This window comes from Rhodococcus sp. MPR-R1B, from assembly GCF_058793255.1.
The window spans coordinates 147805-165148 of sequence record NZ_JBXAFO010000015.1; the positions used below are offsets into that span (position 1 = coordinate 147805).

Consider the following 17344-nt stretch of genomic DNA (forward strand, 5'->3'; position numbering starts at 1 on the left):
CGTCGATCAGACAGCGCCCTTGAACCCGTGCTGACGCCAGGCCTCGTACGTCACGAGGGCGGCAGCGTTGGACAGGTTGAGGGACCGGCGTCCGGGCAGCATCGGGATACGCAGGCGCTCGGTGACGTGTTCGTCCGCCAATACTTCTTCGGACAGTCCGGTGGGTTCGGGTCCGAACAGCAGGACGTCGCCGGGTTGGTAGGCGATATCGGCATACGACGTGGTCGCGTGCGCGGTGAAGGCGAATACGCGAGCGGGGGTGACGGCTTCCCAGGCAGCGGTCAGGTTTTCGTGGACCGTGACAGTCGCCAGGTCGTGGTAGTCCAAGCCTGCGCGCTTGAGCTTCGGCTCCGACAAGTCGAACCCGAGAGGGCCGACCAGGTGGAGTTCGCAACCGGTGCCCGCGACCATGCGGATCGCGTTTCCGGTGTTGGGTGGGATGCGGGGCTCGTGGAACATCACTCGGAACACTCGAGGAACTGTACCGGGCGACGTATCGGTGCCCACGTCCGTGAGAAGACCGGTCGGGAAGTGTGGGCGAATTGGTAACAAACCGGCCAGTCCGTGCGAATCTATTTCCGGCACTCTTCGCAGAACGGACATTTTGATGAACCCTCCCGCCGGTTGGAACCCCGACCCCTTCGACCCCACGATCGACCGTTACTGGGACGGTCAGCAGTGGACCGCGCAGACACGGCCCAAGGGCGTCGACGCACCCACTCAGGCTTTCGGCACTCCCACGCAGGTCTTCGGCGCACCCGGATCGGCGGTGCCGGACACTAACGCCGAGGAAGGCAAGACGCGGCGTAAGTGGCCGTGGATCGCCGGCGCGGCAGTCGTGGGGCTGGTTGCCATCGCCGCGGCGACGGGAGCGGGCAAGTCGGAAGAATCGACGACGCCTGCTGCGACCTCTTCGACGACAGCTGCAGCGACGACAACCAAGAGCACGGTCCCGTCGACGACGAAGACCACGACTTCGTCCCTCTTGCCGACGACGACAACGATCGTGCCGCCACCGACGACAACCACCGTGGCAATAGTGCCGCTGGTTCCGCAGGTCCCGGAGACCACGACTACGCCGTATGTTCCGCCCGCTCCGGCGTACACACCGCCGAAGACAACGGAACCGGCGTACGTTCCGCCGCCGGCCAAGGTGCCTGACGCGGGGGTGTATTACGCCAACTGTGCAGCCGTGCGAGCGGCCGGTGCTGCCCCGATCTACCGCGGCGATCCCGGCTATTCGTCCAAGCTTGATCGTGACGGTGACGGCGTGGCCTGCGAGACCTAGGCGATCGAACCGGTGTCGGTGCGGCGGGGCAGTATGGACGGCATGCTCCCCGAAGAATCCGACGATGTCGTCGGCGAAGATTATTCAGACGCGCGGCTGGCCGGGCAGAAGTGGCGTCAGCGCACTTTCACCAATTGCAATTTCCGAGATGCCGATCTCACGGGACTCACGACGGAGTCGGTGGTGTTCACGGACTGTGATTTCACCGGCACCGATCTGGGGGAGTCCGTGCACACGGGAACTGCGTTTCGCTCGTGCAATTTTGCTCGGACCAGCCTGTGGCACAGCACGTTCCGAAACTGCAGTCTGCTCGGGTCGACGTTCGACGGTTGCCGCATCCGGCCGTTGACGCTCGACGAAGTCGACTTCTCGTTGACCTCACTCGGTGGGGCGGACCTGAGGAAGATCGACTTCACCTCATGCCGATTCCGTGAAGCGAACCTGGTTCGGGCCGACATGCGGGGCGCGGTGCTGGCGTCGGCGGATCTGTCCGGTGCTCGTACGGGTGGACTCAAACTCGAAGGTGCAGATCTGCGCGGTGCGCGGATCGATCCGAGCCTGTGGACGTCCGCGTCCGTCGGAAACGCGCAGATCGAGTTGATGCAGGCGGTGGCGTACGCGTCGGCGCACGGTCTTGTCGTCGACATGAAGTAGCAGCGCCTAGCTCTCCAAGCGCTCCTCGAGGCGCACCGTCACCAGCTCGCCGGTCTCCTTGCCGATGGCTTTGCGAAGATCGGCTTTGACCGGCAGCTTGTGGTTACCGTCTCCCAACGCCATGAACGAACTCTGGAACGGATGTCCGTCGATCGTCCCGCGTACCTTGACCAGGCCGCGGGTGCCGAAGAACTCGGCGGACTCCGGCCAGATCACATAAGTCCACCCACCCTTGGCGTCACTCTTCTGCAAGGTGGCCGTGAATTCCTTGTCCAGCAACATGATGACTGTCCCTTCGGGTCGTACCTTGTGATCAGCGGATGAATTCCCGTGCGAGCAGATCCATCAGCAGTCCGTCCTTCCACACACCATGGCGATCTCGCGAATACTCGCGCATCACCCCGACGTCTTTGAACCCCACCGATCGGTAGCAAGCGATGGCGACGGAGTTGTCGACTTCCGGGTCGATGACCAGACGGTGGAATGCGAGGTCGTCGATCAGGTGGGCACACAGCACCCGAATCGATTCGCGACCGAACCCTTGGCTGTGAAAGTCGGGATCGAGGAACAAGTCGAGCCCGGCGTGGCGGAAGTCGGGATTGTCCTCCGCCTCATACCACTGGATGAAGCCGATCAGGTGGTCGCCGTAGAAGATGCTGTAGCGCGTGGTGCCGGCCTCCGGCGCTGCAGGCCAGTCGTCGTCGGGATTTTGCCACCAGTGCACGACGTCCGGGTGCAGGTGAATTGCCCGCAGACGGGCGTGATGATCGGGCGCGACGGGGGAGAGGAGCACCCTCGGGCCGCGTAGTTCCGGAGCCGTTGTCACTCATCGACCCTAACCTGGAACAATGGTCGCCGTGACTGCAACGATCCTCGACGGCAAAGCTACCCGCGACGAAATCTTCGAAGACCTGAAGGTGCGGGTGAGCGCTCTGAAGGCAGAGGGCATCACACCCGGCTTGGGCACCATCCTGGTGGGCGACGACCCGGGATCCGCGGCTTACGTGCGCGGCAAGCACAACGACTGCGCCAAGGTCGGTATCAATTCTTTGCGACGCGACCTGCCTGCCGACATCACGCAGGAACAGCTCAACGCGACGATCGACGAGCTCAATGCCAATCCCGAGTGCACCGGCTACATCGTGCAGTTGCCGCTCCCCAAGCGCCTCGACGAGAACGCGGCCCTCGAGCGTATCGACCCCGACAAGGATGCCGACGGCTTGCATCCGGTCAACCTCGGTCGACTGGTGTTGGGCAAGGAAGCCCCGCTGCCGTGCACCCCACGTGGAATCCTCCACCTTCTGCGTCGCTACGAGGTCCCGATTGCCGGTGCACACGTGGTGGTTGTCGGACGCGGCGTCACGGTCGGTCGTCCGATCGGATTGCTGCTGACGCGTCGTAGCGAGAACGCGACGGTCACGCTCTGCCACACCGGTACCCGCGATCTCGCGGCCGAGGTTCGCCGCGCCGACATCATCGTCGCTGCCGCCGGCGTTCCCGGCCTCATCACCGCAGACATGGTCAAGCCCGGAGCAGCGGTCCTCGACGTCGGCGTCAGTCGCACCGACGACGGCCTGCGCGGCGACGTGGCAGCCGACGTGAACGAGGTCGCCGGCTTCGTCTCACCCAATCCCGGTGGTGTCGGACCGCTGACCCGCGCGTTCCTGATCACCAACGTGGTCGAGCGCGCCGAGCGGGTTCTGGCCGGAGTCTGAGTCCGATGTCCTCACTGGTCGGCCTCGCGAAGAAGAATCTGCCCATGCTCGCGGTCCTCGCCGTGATCGCGGCGGCCGTGGTTCTCGTGCTGGCCGACCGGTGGCGTCGCGGCGCCCTCGTCTTCGGTGTTGCCGTCATCATCGGAGCTGCCGCTCGGTGGTTCGTTCCCGAGAATCGTGTGGGGTTGCTCGCGGTGCGCGGAAGGGTCTTCGACACTGCGGCGATGGGTGTGATGGGTGTGTTGATCGCGACGCTCGCCCTGACCATCGATCCGCTCGGCACCGACTGAGAAGATCAGTCCCCGTAGAACGAGCGAATGTCGATATCACTCACGGGGATCCACTCCGGTGAATCTGTGGATGTCGACTTCTTTCCGGCCTTGACCGGTGCACTTCGCAGCGTCACCGCAAGTGCAGGTTCCTCGTCGATTCGCCCGGCCAGGGCGTAGATCGCGGCGAGATGGTGAACGCACGGCGAGCGTCGACCTGAGCAGTCGCAGCTGGCAGTGCACTCCGAAAGATCAACGGCTACTGCGATATTTCGAGCCTGCAGTTCGGTGACGATGCTGTCCGGCAGTTCGCCGGTGGAGACGGATCTGTTGGCCTTTCCCGCCGAACGGAGAAGGCTCTTCACTGCGGCGATTTCGGATTTGGTCCAGAGCGGGACAGAAATTGTCACCGACGAGGTTTTTGCTTTGGTGCTCACCTCCGCGACGACGGTCCCCGATGAGACCACGGTGAACTCCACGGAACCGTTGCGTGCGAGGGTACGAGCCGTCGGCAGGGACGGGTTCGGACCGGATGCCGCGGTCCGCTCCACCGTGCGCAGCCATGCTCGACCCCAAGCGGTGACACCGAATTCGTTGGCCATCAGATGATCACCGCGCCGTCGAGTTCGAGGAGTTCACGCAGTTCGGTGTCGGGTAGATCGGCCAGGGCGGCCTCGACGTTCCCGGAAACAGCATCGGCCACAGCTCGTTTGGACTCGTGCATCGCTGCGATGTGATCCTCGACGGTACCGCCCGTCACCAAGGTGTGGACGTTGACGGTGCGCTTCTGGCCGATGCGGTGTGCCCGGTCGGTTGCTTGGTCCTCGACGGCTGGGTTCCACCACCGGTCGTAGTGCACGACGTGACTTGCTCGCGTGAGGTTGAGGCCGAAGCCGGCGGCGCGCAAGCTCAGAATCAGAACCGGTGGTGAATCCGTGTCGTTCTGGAATGCGTCGACCATCGCGTCGCGCTTGTCGGTGTTCAGGCCGCCGTGAAGGAAGGGGATTGCGCCGATTCCCAACTCGGAGCCCAGGTGCCGTGAGAGCATCTCGCCCATCGTCCGGTACTGCGTGAATATCAGCGCGCGATCGCCGTCGTCGACGATCTCGGCGATCATTTCCGTTGCGCGGTCGAGCTTTCCGGATCTTCCGTAGAGGTCATCCGTATCGCCGGTGACCTGCGCCGGATGATTGCATACCTGCTTGAGGGTGGTCAGCAGCGCGAGGATATTGCCGCGCCGGGCAATTCCCGTACCCAAACCGGTGTCGAAAGCATCTGCAACTGCAGACCGATAGATGCGCGCCTGTTCCGACGTCAGAGTGCACGAGACGGTGGAAAATTGCTTGGGCGGAAGATCCTTGGCCACTGTGTCTTTGGTTCTGCGCAGAATGAACGGATCGATGACCGCGGCAAGCCTGGTCGCCGCGGTGGCCGATCGACCGGATTCGATCGGTACGGCAAAGCGTTGACGAAACCGTGCGCGAGTTCCGAGGACTTCGGGATTGGCGACGCGAAAGAGCGACCACAATTCTTCGAGACGGTTCTCCACCGGCGTGCCGGTCATCGCTACCTTGACGTCGGCCGACAACTGCATTGCGGCTTTCGCTGCCAGCGAAGAGGGGTTCTTGATCTGCTGTGCCTCGTCGAAGACCACTGAACTCCAATGGATCGGGGCCAATTGTGCTGCGTCGGAACGCAAGACGCTGTAGCTGGTCAGCACCGTGGCGCCGGCAGGAACACGAGTGGGAAGTGTGCGAGCAGTCCCGTGATGAACGTGCAGTGGCAGATGCGGAGCGAATCGCTCGATCTCGCGGCGCCAGTTTCCTATCACCGAGGTGGGACACACAACCAGGTGCGGACCGTCGTCGGCGCGGATCGCGATCATCGAAATCGCTTGCAGTGTCTTGCCCAAACCCATCTCGTCGGCGAGGATTCCACCGCCCGAACCCGCCAGTGCAGTCAGCCAGGCAACTCCGTGCACTTGATACGGGCGCAATGTCGCCTGAATCTTTGCTCGGCGAAGACTCTCCACGGCTGCGCGCGCTTCCGTGAACAATTGCACCGTCGACCGGGCGCTTCTGATTCTCGTGTCGTCGCGCTCGATCGCGGCATGCGCTGCAGTCGGAATGTCATGTGCGCCGGTGTCGATGACGCGCTTCCATGCGAGCAACGACGGTCCGAGGTCGTCGCGACGTGCATCGAGGGTGTGCAAGGCGTCGATCGCGGTGGCGAGGTCGAGCAGTTGCGCTTCGACATCGGTCGCTGTGATCGACTCGTCGACCGGGATCGCCAGCCGGCAGATGCCCGGCGATCCCGTCGGCATCCCCAGCGCCGACAGACGCGCTGCCGGATCTGTGTCACCCCAGAACGCGAAGGACATGTGCTCGGGAATGTACGTAGCCTGCAGGCGCGTCGAGCATGGCTGATTCACGTTCGCCGATGCTAGCCGCGCCGGCTCAGGGACGCCAATGAAAATGTCGGGAAAACCTGCAGATCAGCTGTGGTTTTCCCGACATTGACGGATCCTGAAATTGTGCTTCTGTGCCGGATCAGCGGGCCGTGCGTGCGAACTCCATCGTTCGGCGAAGCAGTCCGGCGACAGCGTCCGCCTCCGTCAGGAAGCCGTCATGGCCGTCTCTGGACTTGAGTATCTCGAGGCCAGTGCACGTCGAAATGCCGTCCGCGATCTCCTCCTGCAAACGAAGGGGATACAGCCGATCCGAGTCCACGCCGCCCACGACGACCGGCGCCGTGATCGATGCCAACGCCGCTGCAACGCCGCCGCGTCCACGACCGATGTCGTGCCGGTTCATGGCCTCGGTCAGGAGGACGTACGTGCTCGGGTCGAAGCGGTCGACCAGCTTGTCTGCCTGATGTTCCAGGTAACTCTGGACGGCGTATCGTCCACCGTTCCAAGGATTTTCGTCGTTCTGAGCGGAGTTCTCGAAGCGCGCATCCAGTTCGGACTCGGTGCGGTACGTCAGGTGCGCGATGCGACGGGCGATGCCGAGTCCGGCGCGAGGTACCCGCCCCGTTCCGTGGTAGTCACCGCCCTGCCAATCCGGATCGGAGACGATGGCAGCGATCTGCGTCGTCTGGGTGCCGATCTGATCTGCGGTGGCCCGTGAACCGGTTGCGAGAACCAACGCGGAGCGAATGCTGTCCGGGTAGGTAACTGCCCATTCGAGGGTGCGCATGCCGCCCATGGATCCGCCGACTACCGAGGCCAACTGGTCTATCCCGAGGAGATCGACGAGCTTCTTCTCCGCCGCGATCTGATCCCGGATGGAGATCTCCGGGAACCTGCTGCCCCACGGCTTGCCGTCGTCGGCCAGCGAACTGGGACCGGTCGTGCCGCGACAACCACCGAGGACATTGGTTGCGATGACGCACCATTCGCCGGTGTCGATCGGTTCGCCGGCGCCGACCATCCCGTTCCACCAACCGGGGGAGGGCTGATTTGCGGAGATCGGTCCGGTGACGTGTGAGTCTCCGGTCAGTGCGTGCTCGACGAGTACGACGTTGTCGCGGTTCGGGGACAGCTCACCCCACCGCTGAACGGCGAGCGAAACCGAGGGGAGTACCGCGCCGCTCTCGAGTTCCAGGGCGCCGATGTCGACGAACCCCACCTGGCCGTCGGGCGGGGGAAGGAGGTCGATCCTGGGCTCCAATTCGTTCACGGTCACGAGTTTGCCACCGCAGCCAGGCCGACGGTGATATCGGCGATGATGTCGTCGATTCCTTCGATACCGACCGCGAGGCGAACGAGTCCGGGTGTGACACCGGAGGCGAGCTGCTCTTCGGGGGTGAGCTGCGAGTGTGTCGTCGAGGCGGGGTGGATGACGAGTGAGCGAACGTCGCCGATGTTGGCGACGTGGCTGTGCAGCGTCAGAGCGTTGACGAACGTCTTGCCCGCATCGATACCTCCGGGCAGCTCGAAGGTGACGATGGCGCCGGTTCCCTTGGGCGTCAGCTGCTTTCCGCGTTCGAACCATGGCGAGGAGGGGAGTCCCGCGTAGGAAACGGAGGCCACCTCGCCGTGGCCGTCGAGGAATTCGGCGACCTTCTGTGCATTGGACACGTGACGCTCGATGCGCAGGCTCAAGGTTTCGATGCCCTGCGCGATGAGGAACGCGTTGAACGGCGCCACGGCGGAGCCGAGATCGCGCAGCAGTTGGACGCGCGCCTTGAGTGCAAACGCCGGCGCGCCGAGGTCTGCGAAGGTGACGCCGTGGTAGCTGGGATCAGGCGTCGTGAAGTTCGTGTGGCGACCCTGCGTCCAATCGAAGGTGCCGCCGTCGACGATCACGCCGGCGATCGCGGTGCCGTGTCCGCCAAGGTATTTGGTGGCCGAGTGAACGACGATGTCGGCGCCGTGTTCGAGTGGGCGGAGCAGGTACGGCGTCGCGACTGTGTTGTCCACGATCAACGGAAGACCGTTCTCGTGGGCCAGCGACGAGATGCCGGGGAGGTCGAGGATGTGGTTCTTGGGATTGGCGATCGTCTCGCCGTAGAACGCCTTCGTGTTCGGGCGAATGGCTTCGCGCCACTGCTCGAGATCGTCGGGATCCTCGACGAAGGTGACTTCGATGCCCAGCTTGCGAAGGGTGTAATGCAAGAGGTTGTACGTGCCGCCGTACAGGTACGGGCTCGAGACGATGTGGTCGCCGGCTTCGGCAATGTTGAGGATCGCGATGGTTTCGGCAGCCTGACCCGAGGAGAGGAGGAGTGCGGCGACTCCGCCTTCGAGGGCGGCGATGCGCTGCTCGACGGCGTCCTGTGTGGGATTCATGATCCGCGTGTAGATGTTGCCAGGCTCGGCGAGGCCGAACAGTGCCGCAGCGTGATCGGTGCTGTCGAAAACGTAGCTGGTGGTCTGGTAGATCGGCAGAGCGCGCGCATTGGTGGCGGTGTCCGCTGTCTGCCCGGCGTGCACCTGCTTGGTCTCGAACGACCAGTTCGCGGTCGGATCAGAAGTTGCTGCGCCGTCGGCTGTGTTGTCGGTCATGATTTGTTCACTCCAGTGGTCTGACGGATAGATGTCGGACGGGGGCGAAGGATCGCCGCCCCGTGCTGGGGTCTATCTACAAGTGCGACACATACTGAGTTACCTCCGTGGGGCTCGGCCCGGTCTGGGGTCCGTCCCTGTCGGACCCGCGCTTGTCACCCGAATTGCGGTGGAACTGCGTGAGCAGATCCACGTCGGGAAACCTGGTCATCACCCGGGGCACCCCACCGCGGTTGGAGGGTTGCCGTCCAGCGAGCCGGGGCTTGACGCTGGCACTCATGACCAAGTCGGATTCTACCGGGAAGTGAGCGCAGTCCTGACGCGGGGCGAATTGTGAGCCGCAACCGCACGCGAGACAGAGCGACGCAGCCCACTAGCAGGCAAAAGTTACTCGCGAGTAGAGACCGATGGGTGGACCTGCCGGTTGCGGCCTCACGGGTTAGCAGTACGCTTGTCTTGTTTGGGACTCATCTCCCGAGATCAGTCCACACCGTCTAGGTTTGATAATCGAACCGTTCGCGGACCCACTCACAAAGTGTGACCGCAACCGTGTAACCAGGGAAACTTCCTAGGAGGACGCGAAGCACCCATGTCCAAAATCAAGGTTGAGGGCACCGTCGTCGAACTCGACGGCGATGAGATGACGCGCATTATCTGGCAGTTCATCAAAGACAAGTTGATCCATCCGTATCTCGATGTGAACCTCGAGTACTACGACCTCGGTATCGAGTACCGCGACGAGACCGACGACCAGGTCACCATCGACGCAGCGCACGCGATCCAGAAGCACGGCGTCGGCGTCAAATGCGCCACGATTACGCCGGACGAGGCACGTGTCGAGGAATTCGGTCTCAAGAAGATGTGGCGTTCCCCGAACGGAACGATCCGCAACATTCTCGGCGGCACGATCTTCCGCGCACCGATCATCATCTCCAACGTTCCGCGACTCGTTCCGGGCTGGACCAAGCCGATCATCATCGGCCGTCACGCATTCGGCGACCAGTACCGCGCCACAGACTTCAAGGTCCCCGGCCCCGGCAAGGTGATGATCACCTACACGCCTGAGGACGGCAGCGCACCGATCGAGCACGAACTGGTCAACTTCCCCGAAGAGGGCGGCGTCGTCCAGGGGCAGTACAACTTCACCACGTCCATCCGTGACTTCGCTCGCGCGTCGCTCACCTACGGACTGCAGCAGAACTACCCGGTGTACCTGTCCACCAAGAACACCATTCTCAAGGCGTACGACGGTGCCTTCAAGGACATCTTCCAGCACGTCTACGAGACCGAGTTCAAGGCTGAGTTCGATGCCGCAGGTCTGACCTACGAGCACCGCCTCATCGACGACATGGTCGCTTCCGCACTCAAGTGGGAGGGTGGATACGTCTGGGCATGCAAGAACTACGACGGCGACGTCCAGTCCGACACCGTGGCCCAGGGCTTCGGCTCGCTCGGCCTCATGACGTCGGTTCTGCTGACACCGGACGGAAGGACCTGTGAGGCAGAGGCTGCTCACGGCACCGTGACGCGTCACTACCGTCAGCACCAGCAGGGCAAGCCCACCTCGACCAACCCGATCGCGTCCATCTTCGCGTGGACCCGCGGACTCGAGCATCGTGGCAAGCTCGACAGCACCCCTGAGGTCATCGGCTTCGCGCAGGCGCTCGAAGACGTTGTCATCAAGACCGTCGAAAGCGGCCAGATGACCAAGGACCTCTCGATGCTGGTCGGCGGCGATCAGGGCTACCTGACCACCGAGGAGTTCCTCGGTGCACTCGACGTGAACCTGCAGAAGGCCATGGCCGCGAAGTAGATTCACTGTTTCACCTTCTGATGGGACGTCCGGGAAACCGGGCGTCCCATTTGTGTTCGCGGTCTCACGTGAGTGAACTCACCCGCTCTCACTTGGAAGTTCAACCAGGTGTGAGACCACAATTGATCAGTGACTTCGTCTACCCTCTCTCGTTCTGACACCTCGACACCCGGGGTTCGTTCCGCCAGAGGTCCAGCGATGCTCGCTCTTGCCCTCGGCGGTTTCGGTATCGGCACAACCGAGTTCGTCGCCATGGGATTGCTCCCGGAAATGGCATCCGGGCTCGGCGTCTCGGAACCCATCGCGGGTCACGTGATCTCGGCGTACGCGCTCGGGGTTGTCGTCGGTGCTCCGCTGATCGCTGCACTCACCGCACGGGTACCGCGCCGCACCCTGTTGATCGCACTCATGGTCGCATTCACCGTCGGCAATGCCGCTTCGGTCTTTGCGCCCTCGTACACGACGCTGATGATGGCTCGATTCGTCGCTGGATTGCCGCACGGCGCGTACTTCGGAGTCGCCGCACTGGTCGCCGCTCATTTGGCCGAACCAGGCAAACGCGCGAAGGCCGTGGCGATGGTGATGATGGGTCTGTCCGTGGCCAATGTGATCGGGGTGCCGGTCGCGGCCTGGATCGGCCAGGCACTCGGCTGGCGCAGCGCCTTCGCCTTGGTGGCTGTGATCGGAGTGGCAACGGTTGCTTCGCTGTTCGTCTGGATTCCGCGGTTGGACGGTATGCCGGTGACGAATCCGATCACCGAACTCGGGGCACTGGGCCGCGTTCAGGTGTGGATGACCCTGATCGTGGGAATGGTCGGATTCGGCGGGATGTTCGCCGTCTACACCTACATCAGTACGACGCTCACCGACGTGTCCGGTCTCGGTGCTTCGTTCATTCCTCTGGCGCTCATGCTGTACGGACTGGGCATGGTGGCCGGCAACTTCGTCGGTGGATACCTCGCGGATCGCGCACTGATGAAGGGTTTGTTCCTGTCGATGGGATCCCTCGTGGTGATCCTCGCGGTCTTCGTGATCGCTGTGCGCAATCCGTACACGGCGCTTGTCTTCGTCTTCCTCATCGGGCTTGCCGGGTCCTCGATGGTTCCTGGCCTTCAAACACGGTTGATGGATGTCGCCGAGGATGCTCAGACCTTGGCGGCGTCTCTCAATCACGCCGCGCTGAACATCGCCAATGCCTTCGGAGCGTGGATCGGCGGCGTCGTCATCGCTGCCGGTTACGGGTATACCGCACCGGCAGCGGTTGGGTCGTTGCTTGCCGTCGCGGGTCTCGTCGTGCTGGCGGTTGCGGTGATTCTGCAGCGTAGGGCCGTGCGCTGACCTGGGCGCCCATCCGCGTCGGTGGAATCGGCTACGGTGCTTGCCGTGCCACAAACTGCTGACTCCCACATTCTTGCGCCCCACACCATCACGTCCGTGAACGTTAACGGCGTTCGAGCAGCTGCCCGCAAGGGCATGCTCGACTGGCTGGAGAAGACGTCGGCGGATTTCATCTGCCTTCAGGAAACGCGTGCGTCGGACGATCAGCTTCGCGAGACTCTCGAACCAGCGCTCGGCAACGGATGGTTCCTCGTCTCCGCCGAGCCGTCCGCGAAGGGACGCAACGGAGTCGCTGTGCTTTCACGCACGGAACCTGACGCGGTGCGGATCGGTCACGGCGACGACGAGTTTCTCGACGCCGGTCGATACATCGAAGCCGACTTCGCGGATCTGACCGTCGCGAGCCTGTACCTGCCCTCCGGTGAGGCGCTCACGCCGAAGCAGGAGGAGAAGGAGCGGTTCATGGCGTCCTTCGCAGTTCACCTCGCTACCACCGCTGCGGCGGCCGAGGCTGCCGATCGTCACGTGGTGGTCAGCGGCGATTGGAACATCGCGCACACCGAACTCGACCTCAAGAACTGGAAGACCAACAAGAAGTCTTCGGGATTCCTCCCCGAGGAGCGCGCCTGGATGGATCTGCTGTTCGCCGAAGATTCCGCGTGGGTCGATGTCTTCCGCACCCTCCATCCGGGTGTCGACGGTCCGTACTCGTGGTGGTCGTACCGCGGCAAGGCATTCGACAACGATTCGGGTTGGCGTATCGACTACCAGGTTGCCACCCGCGGATACGCCGAGCGGGCCAAGGTTGCGCTCGTGGAACGCGCTGAGTCCTACGACCTCCGTTGGTCGGATCACGCACCTGTCACTGTCTCGTACCGGTAGGGACGCGCATGTCTGAAGGTCTGAAAATGCCGAGCGCAAAGACGCGCAACGCCATCATCACCGTCGTGGTGGCGGTGGTTGCGCTCGTACTGGCGGTCACCCTTTCTTCACGTGACTCCGACAGTTCGGCGTCGTCGGGTACGAAGTCCTCGAGCGTTCAGTCCTCGAGTGTTCAAGCCAAGCCCGGCGCCACCACCAAGGCTGCGCCGTCGAGTTCCGCGTCCTCGAATTCCGCTGCCAAGCCAACGCAGCAGACAAGCACCGATGCGCCGGCGCGAGTGCTCGCCACGCTGGTCGAGATCGACGCCGGGAGGTGGCCGGATTCCGCCAATGCGCCGGGCACCAAGGGCGGCATCACCTTCCGCAACAGCGAAGGGCGTCTGCCCGCTGTCGGTGCCGGTGGCGGACGTGTCGTCTATCAGGAATGGGACGTCAACGCGAAGAAAAACGGCCAAGGTCGTGATGCCGAGCGAATCGTCACCGGTAACGACGGTTCGGCGTGGTACACCCTCGATCACTACGACACGTTTGTGAGGATTCGCTGATGTCGGACTCGTCTACGGTCAGCGTGGCGCAGTGGCTGGATCCGTCTTCGGATGTGGCTTCGGTGAGCCTGCAGAGCGACCCGGCCGTTGCGGATGATCTTGCACGTGAACTTCGTGGCGAGAATTTTGTCGTTCGGGTGGTTCGCGGAGAGAACATGCGAACAACGGCGCAGGTCTTCGACGAGTTCGCGGCAGCCTTCCAGTTTCCGTCCCACTTCGGGCGCAACAAAGACGCTTTCGACGATGTCATGCGCGATCTCGACGGCGTACTCGGACTTGGCGCCGGATATGTAGTTGTGATCCGAGGTGCGGGTTCTCTACTGTCCGAGCAACAGGATCAGTTGGAGTGGTTCCGCGAAACGATGGACTTCTACACCGAAGAATGGGAACCCGTCGTTTTCCGGACCGTCTACCAGTTCGGTGCGGAGGACCTCACCGCCCACGGTGAAGACCTCGTCGAACTCGACTACCCGGGCACCACGCCACTGCACTGATTTCCACTCGTGAAAAGATCGGAACCATGTCGACCCCTGCAGAACAGAAGCCCACCGCAAAGCCTCGCGTGCTTTCCGGAATCCAGCCGACGTCGGATTCTTTCCACCTCGGCAACTACCTGGGTGCGCTGCAGCAGTGGGTTCCGTTGCAGGACGATTTCGACGCTTTCTACTTCATTCCGGATCTTCATGCCATCACGGTGACGCAGGACCCGAAGGAATTGCGTCGTCGCACCAAGGTTGCGGTGGCTCAGCTCCTTGCGGTGGGGATCGATCCGGATCGGGCGACGCTGTTCGTACAGAGTCAGGTTCCCGAGCACGCACAGTTGGCGTGGGTCCTGAACTGCATCACCGGTTTCGGTGAAGCCAGCCGTATGACGCAGTTCAAGGACAAGTCCGCCAAGCAAGGCAGCGACAACGCCAGTGTCGGTTTGTTCACGTATCCGGTTCTGATGGCCGCGGACATCCTTCTGTACCGCCCGCAGCGAGTTCCGGTGGGTGAGGATCAGCGTCAGCACCTCGAACTCGCACGCGATCTGGCCGGCCGGTTCAACACCCGCTACGGCAAGGCGTTCGTTGTTCCCGAGCCGCAGATCATCAAGGGCACGGCAAAGATCTACGACCTGCAGGATCCGACCGCGAAGATGAGCAAGTCCGCCGCCAGTGCGGCCGGACTGATCAATCTGCTCGACGATCCGAAGGTGTCGGCAAAGAAGATCAAGTCGGCCGTCACCGACAACGAGCGCGAGATTCGTTTCGACCCGCAGGCCAAGCCGGGCGTCAGCAACCTGCTCACCATTCAGTCGGCTCTCTCGGGAGTGCCGATCGAGACTCTGGTGGCCGGTTACGAGGGCAAGGGGTACGGCGACCTCAAGACCGATACCGCTGACGTGCTGACCGAGTTCGTCACCCCACTCAAGGCGAAGGTCGACGGTTACCTTGCCGACGAGGCAGAGCTGGATCGCATCATCGCGGCTGGAGCGCACCGCGCCCGTGAGGTGTCTTCACGCACTCTCGCCGCTGTCTATGACAAGGTCGGATTCCTGGCACCGAAGGGCTGACTTACGCGAATTCGGACTCACGACGCCTGACCGAACATGAGGGGGACGGCAATGGCTGACACGGACGACGACGCACCGAGCTTTCTCGAGAAGCAACGAGCAGCGCGACCCTGGCTCGATCATCTGGTTCGCGCCGCAGGACGTTTCCAAGAGCAAAAGGGCGATTACTACGCTGCGGGAATCACGTACTTCAGTGTTCTCGCATTGATTCCGATCATGATGGTCGCGTTTGCAGTGGCCGGTTTCGTATTGGCCGGGCATCCCGAGTACCTGGAGTCGATTCAGGAGCAGATCACCAAGAGCATTCCGGGCAGCTTGGGTGACACCATCAACACGCTGATCGATTCGGCTATCGACTCGCGCGCGAGCGTCGGAATCTTCGGTCTCCTGGGTGCCGCGTACGCGGGTCTCGGTTGGATGGCAAATGTTCGCGACGCGCTGACGGCGATGTGGGAGAGCAAGCGCGAGCCGAAGGGTTTCGTTCGTACCAAACTCGGTGACGCAGGGGCCCTCATCGGTCTGGCTCTCGCCATGGTCGTCTCACTGGGAATGTCGGCGCTGAGCAGCGGGCCGGTTGCGACTCAGATCGTGAAATGGCTCAACCTCGAGAACATCACCGGTGTCGGCGTGGGGCTCAGAGTCGTTTCACTGTTGCTCTCACTCCTGGCGACGTGGGCGGTGTTCCTGTGGGTGATTGCCCGGCTACCGCGCGAGCCTGTCACGCTGCGCAGCGCCGCGCAGGCAGCGCTTATCGCCGCGGTCGTGTTCGAAATCTTCAAGCAGGTAGGTGCGATCTACCTCGCGGCCGTCACCAGTGGCCCGGCGGGCGTGGCATTCGGCCCGATCATCGGTTTGCTCGTGTTCGTGTTCACTGCGTCGAGGATGCTGCTGTTCTGCACGGCGTGGGCGGCGACGACAAAGGAAAGTATGGCTCTCGCCTTCGTTCCGCCGCCGGATCCGGCCGTGATCTCGCCGCGAATCGTTGTCAGTGACGGAGCTTCACCGTCTCGCGTGGCTGCGTTGATCGCCACGGGTGCGGTTGCCGGCCTGGGTCTTTCGGGCTTCATGCGCCGTCGGCCGCGCTAGCGCCTTCGACGGTTCAGGGCAACGGCTCCCGCCACCAGCGCGATCACCACAACTCCGCCGACAGCACCGATGAGGATGCGGTCAGTGGTGTCCGACTCGGTGTCGGTAGCGGTGGGTGCTGCCGAAATCGAGCCTGGTGCAGCGGCAGACGGTGTGCGAGTGACATCGGGCGTGGCATCGTCGGTCGATCGGTCCGTCAACGAGCCGACGGTTGTGCTCGCGGGGAGGGCATATCCGTAGTCGAGTAGACGGGCAGCCTGCTCCCACGGACGGATCGGCTTGGCTTCGCCGCCCATCAATGTCACCAGTAGTTTCCGGCCGTTGCGCTCCGCAGCACCGACGTACGTGTGGCGGGCGTCGTCGGTGAAGCCGGTCTTGCCGCCCAATGCGCCGTCGTAGTTGTAGAGCAACTGATTGTCGTTCGCGAGAGTGAATCCGGGGCGGTCCTGATCGTCAGGAATCGTCGGATCTTTGGGGAAGCCGGGAAACTCGACGGTTTCGGTATGGATCAGTCCGGCAAACGTCGGATTCTGGAGGGCTGTATGGAAGATTACGGCCAGGTCGTACGGTGAGCTGCTCATCCCTGGGCCGTCGAGTCCGGATGGAGTTGCCGTGCGGGTGTCGAGGGCGCCGAGTTCGGCCGCGAGCGCGTTCATTTTCGACACGGCTGCAGCGTCACCGCCGAGTTGGCGGGCAAGAGCGTGCGCGGCATCGTTTCCCGACGCCATGACCAGACCCTGCATCAGTTGCCGGTTGGTGTACTTGCCGCCCTTGCCGATGCCGACAGCGCTACCTTCAGCGTCCGCGTCTTCGGCAGTTGCGGTGATTTCGGTGTCGAGATCGAGTTCGTCGAGCGCGACGAGAGCCAACAGCATCTTGATGGTGCTGGCCGGTCGGTAGCGACCGTGCGGATCTTTCGCGGCGAGGACCTCACCGGTTTCGGCGTCCGCGAGTACCCATCCGGATGCCGCGATGTCGGCCGGGAGCGGGGGAGCGCCGTCAGGAAGTACGACGCCACACTCGCCGAGCTTGTCTCCACCGACAGGGCTTTCCGGAATCGGGACAGCAGTCGGGGCCGTGGATCCGGGCGCGGGTGCTTCGGAGAGATCGATCGCCGGCGCCGGGCTACTCGTGAACGGGCAGCTGTCGGTGTTGGGTGTTGTGAACGGTGCCTCGGTGGTGGTGGTGGGC

At 63.1% G+C, this 17344-nt stretch carries 19 protein-coding genes and 1 riboswitch; of the genes, 11 read left to right on the plus strand and 8 right to left on the minus strand.

Annotated features, from left to right (window positions below):
* Positions 1-6 precede the first annotated feature (6 nt).
* On the minus strand, positions 7-471 hold the full coding sequence (locus AC1Q61_RS21015; protein WP_007727408.1) for a tRNA (cytidine(34)-2'-O)-methyltransferase: 465 nt from the start codon (positions 469-471) through the stop codon (positions 7-9).
* A gap of 136 nt (positions 472-607) precedes the next feature.
* Between AC1Q61_RS21015 and AC1Q61_RS21020 the strand changes: the two genes are divergently transcribed.
* Together AC1Q61_RS21020 and AC1Q61_RS21025 are read left to right on the plus strand one after the other, a co-directional pair.
* Positions 608-1288 (plus strand): excalibur calcium-binding domain-containing protein, encoded by a 681-nt coding sequence (locus AC1Q61_RS21020; RefSeq protein ID WP_042923481.1) that lies wholly within the window; start codon positions 608-610, stop codon positions 1286-1288.
* A gap of 33 nt (positions 1289-1321) precedes the next feature.
* On the plus strand, positions 1322-1942 hold the full coding sequence (locus tag AC1Q61_RS21025) for a pentapeptide repeat-containing protein (RefSeq protein WP_003940770.1): 621 nt from the start codon (positions 1322-1324) through the stop codon (positions 1940-1942).
* A gap of 6 nt (positions 1943-1948) precedes the next feature.
* Here the strand turns inward: AC1Q61_RS21025 and AC1Q61_RS21030 are convergent, their stop codons facing one another.
* Both AC1Q61_RS21030 and AC1Q61_RS21035 read right to left on the minus strand, forming a co-directional pair.
* Positions 1949-2224: a DUF1905 domain-containing protein gene (locus tag AC1Q61_RS21030; protein ID WP_007727403.1), complete on the minus strand. Its 276-nt coding sequence runs from the start codon at positions 2222-2224 to the stop codon at positions 1949-1951.
* Between the two features lie 31 nt (positions 2225-2255).
* The gene (locus AC1Q61_RS21035) at positions 2256-2735 is read right to left on the minus strand and encodes a GNAT family N-acetyltransferase (protein WP_054825577.1); all 480 of its coding nucleotides are present in this window, start codon (positions 2733-2735) and stop codon (positions 2256-2258) included.
* Positions 2736-2799: 64 nt separating this feature from the next.
* On the opposite strand from AC1Q61_RS21035, the gene AC1Q61_RS21040 reads away from it, so the two are divergent.
* Together AC1Q61_RS21040 and AC1Q61_RS21045 are read left to right on the plus strand one after the other, a co-directional pair.
* Positions 2800-3657: a bifunctional methylenetetrahydrofolate dehydrogenase/methenyltetrahydrofolate cyclohydrolase gene (locus AC1Q61_RS21040; RefSeq protein ID WP_256063582.1), complete on the plus strand. Its 858-nt coding sequence runs from the start codon at positions 2800-2802 to the stop codon at positions 3655-3657.
* A gap of 5 nt (positions 3658-3662) precedes the next feature.
* A complete protein-coding gene (locus AC1Q61_RS21045; protein ID WP_003940740.1) occupies positions 3663-3947 on the plus strand; it encodes a DUF3017 domain-containing protein in 285 nt (94 codons plus the stop codon).
* A 5-nt stretch (positions 3948-3952) separates the two neighbouring features.
* Here the strand turns inward: AC1Q61_RS21045 and AC1Q61_RS21050 are convergent, their stop codons facing one another.
* From AC1Q61_RS21050 to AC1Q61_RS21065, 4 genes are all read right to left on the minus strand, one after another.
* On the minus strand, positions 3953-4528 hold the full coding sequence (locus AC1Q61_RS21050) for an SWIM zinc finger family protein (RefSeq protein ID WP_438473133.1): 576 nt from the start codon (positions 4526-4528) through the stop codon (positions 3953-3955).
* On the minus strand, positions 4528-6306 hold the full coding sequence (locus AC1Q61_RS21055) for a DEAD/DEAH box helicase (RefSeq protein ID WP_492651028.1): 1779 nt from the start codon (positions 6304-6306) through the stop codon (positions 4528-4530). Before AC1Q61_RS21055 ends, AC1Q61_RS21050 begins: the two co-directional genes overlap by 1 nt.
* A 169-nt stretch (positions 6307-6475) precedes the next feature.
* The gene (gene metX, locus AC1Q61_RS21060; protein WP_020969125.1) at positions 6476-7612 is read right to left on the minus strand and encodes a homoserine O-acetyltransferase MetX; all 1137 of its coding nucleotides are present in this window, start codon (positions 7610-7612) and stop codon (positions 6476-6478) included.
* Positions 7609-8934, minus strand: coding sequence for a bifunctional o-acetylhomoserine/o-acetylserine sulfhydrylase (locus tag AC1Q61_RS21065; RefSeq protein WP_080909702.1), 1326 nt, complete (start codon positions 8932-8934; stop codon positions 7609-7611). Before AC1Q61_RS21065 ends, metX begins: the two co-directional genes overlap by 4 nt.
* 143 nt (positions 8935-9077) lie before the next feature.
* Positions 9078-9218, minus strand: a riboswitch (SAM riboswitch).
* Between the two features lie 305 nt (positions 9219-9523).
* On the opposite strand from AC1Q61_RS21065, the gene AC1Q61_RS21070 reads away from it, so the two are divergent.
* The 7 genes from AC1Q61_RS21070 to yhjD all read left to right on the plus strand — a co-directional run bounded on the left by AC1Q61_RS21070 (position 9524) and on the right by yhjD (position 16153).
* Positions 9524-10747 carry an NADP-dependent isocitrate dehydrogenase gene (locus AC1Q61_RS21070; RefSeq protein ID WP_019747659.1) on the plus strand — a complete coding sequence of 408 codons (1224 nt, stop codon included), beginning with the start codon at positions 9524-9526 and terminating at the stop codon, positions 10745-10747.
* Positions 10748-10876: 129 nt separating this feature from the next.
* The gene (locus AC1Q61_RS21075) at positions 10877-12085 is read left to right on the plus strand and encodes an MFS transporter (protein WP_021332495.1); all 1209 of its coding nucleotides are present in this window, start codon (positions 10877-10879) and stop codon (positions 12083-12085) included.
* A 36-nt stretch (positions 12086-12121) separates the two neighbouring features.
* Positions 12122-12967 carry an exodeoxyribonuclease III gene (locus AC1Q61_RS21080; RefSeq protein ID WP_080726638.1) on the plus strand — a complete coding sequence of 282 codons (846 nt, stop codon included), beginning with the start codon at positions 12122-12124 and terminating at the stop codon, positions 12965-12967.
* Between the two features lie 26 nt (positions 12968-12993).
* A complete protein-coding gene (locus tag AC1Q61_RS21085) occupies positions 12994-13512 on the plus strand; it encodes a guanyl-specific ribonuclease (protein ID WP_492650998.1) in 519 nt (172 codons plus the stop codon).
* Positions 13512-14006 carry a barstar family protein gene (locus AC1Q61_RS21090; RefSeq protein ID WP_397509978.1) on the plus strand — a complete coding sequence of 165 codons (495 nt, stop codon included), beginning with the start codon at positions 13512-13514 and terminating at the stop codon, positions 14004-14006. Before AC1Q61_RS21085 ends, AC1Q61_RS21090 begins: the two co-directional genes overlap by 1 nt.
* 26 nt (positions 14007-14032) lie before the next feature.
* Entirely contained in the window at positions 14033-15067 is a 1035-nt protein-coding gene (gene trpS, locus AC1Q61_RS21095; protein ID WP_003941025.1) for a tryptophan--tRNA ligase, read from the plus strand.
* Positions 15068-15118: 51 nt separating this feature from the next.
* Entirely contained in the window at positions 15119-16153 is a 1035-nt protein-coding gene (gene yhjD / locus AC1Q61_RS21100) for an inner membrane protein YhjD (protein ID WP_020969131.1), read from the plus strand.
* Here the strand turns inward: yhjD and AC1Q61_RS21105 are convergent.
* Positions 16150-17344 (minus strand): D-alanyl-D-alanine carboxypeptidase family protein (locus AC1Q61_RS21105; protein ID WP_492654900.1); only part of this gene is annotated, 1195 nt, incomplete at its 5' end. The two genes, yhjD and AC1Q61_RS21105, sit on opposite strands and share 4 nt — an antisense overlap.

Coding starts and splice junctions, on each gene's coding strand:
- AC1Q61_RS21020 (WP_042923481.1), top strand. CDS start 608: ATGAACCCTCCCGCCGGTTGGAACCCCGACCCCTTCGACCCCACGATC.
- AC1Q61_RS21025 (WP_003940770.1), top strand. CDS start 1,322: ATGGACGGCATGCTCCCCGAAGAATCCGACGATGTCGTCGGCGAAGAT.
- AC1Q61_RS21030 (WP_007727403.1), bottom strand. CDS start 2,224: ATGTTGCTGGACAAGGAATTCACGGCCACCTTGCAGAAGAGTGACGCC.
- AC1Q61_RS21045 (WP_003940740.1), top strand. CDS start 3,663: ATGTCCTCACTGGTCGGCCTCGCGAAGAAGAATCTGCCCATGCTCGCG.
- AC1Q61_RS21050 (WP_438473133.1), bottom strand. CDS start 4,528: ATGGCCAACGAATTCGGTGTCACCGCTTGGGGTCGAGCATGGCTGCGC.
- AC1Q61_RS21055 (WP_492651028.1), bottom strand. CDS start 6,306: ATGTCCTTCGCGTTCTGGGGTGACACAGATCCGGCAGCGCGTCTGTCG.
- AC1Q61_RS21065 (WP_080909702.1), bottom strand. CDS start 8,934: ATGACCGACAACACAGCCGACGGCGCAGCAACTTCTGATCCGACCGCG.
- AC1Q61_RS21070 (WP_019747659.1), top strand. CDS start 9,524: ATGTCCAAAATCAAGGTTGAGGGCACCGTCGTCGAACTCGACGGCGAT.
- AC1Q61_RS21085 (WP_492650998.1), top strand. CDS start 12,994: ATGCCGAGCGCAAAGACGCGCAACGCCATCATCACCGTCGTGGTGGCG.
- AC1Q61_RS21090 (WP_397509978.1), top strand. CDS start 13,512: ATGTCGGACTCGTCTACGGTCAGCGTGGCGCAGTGGCTGGATCCGTCT.
- trpS (WP_003941025.1), top strand. CDS start 14,033: ATGTCGACCCCTGCAGAACAGAAGCCCACCGCAAAGCCTCGCGTGCTT.
- yhjD (WP_020969131.1), top strand. CDS start 15,119: ATGGCTGACACGGACGACGACGCACCGAGCTTTCTCGAGAAGCAACGA.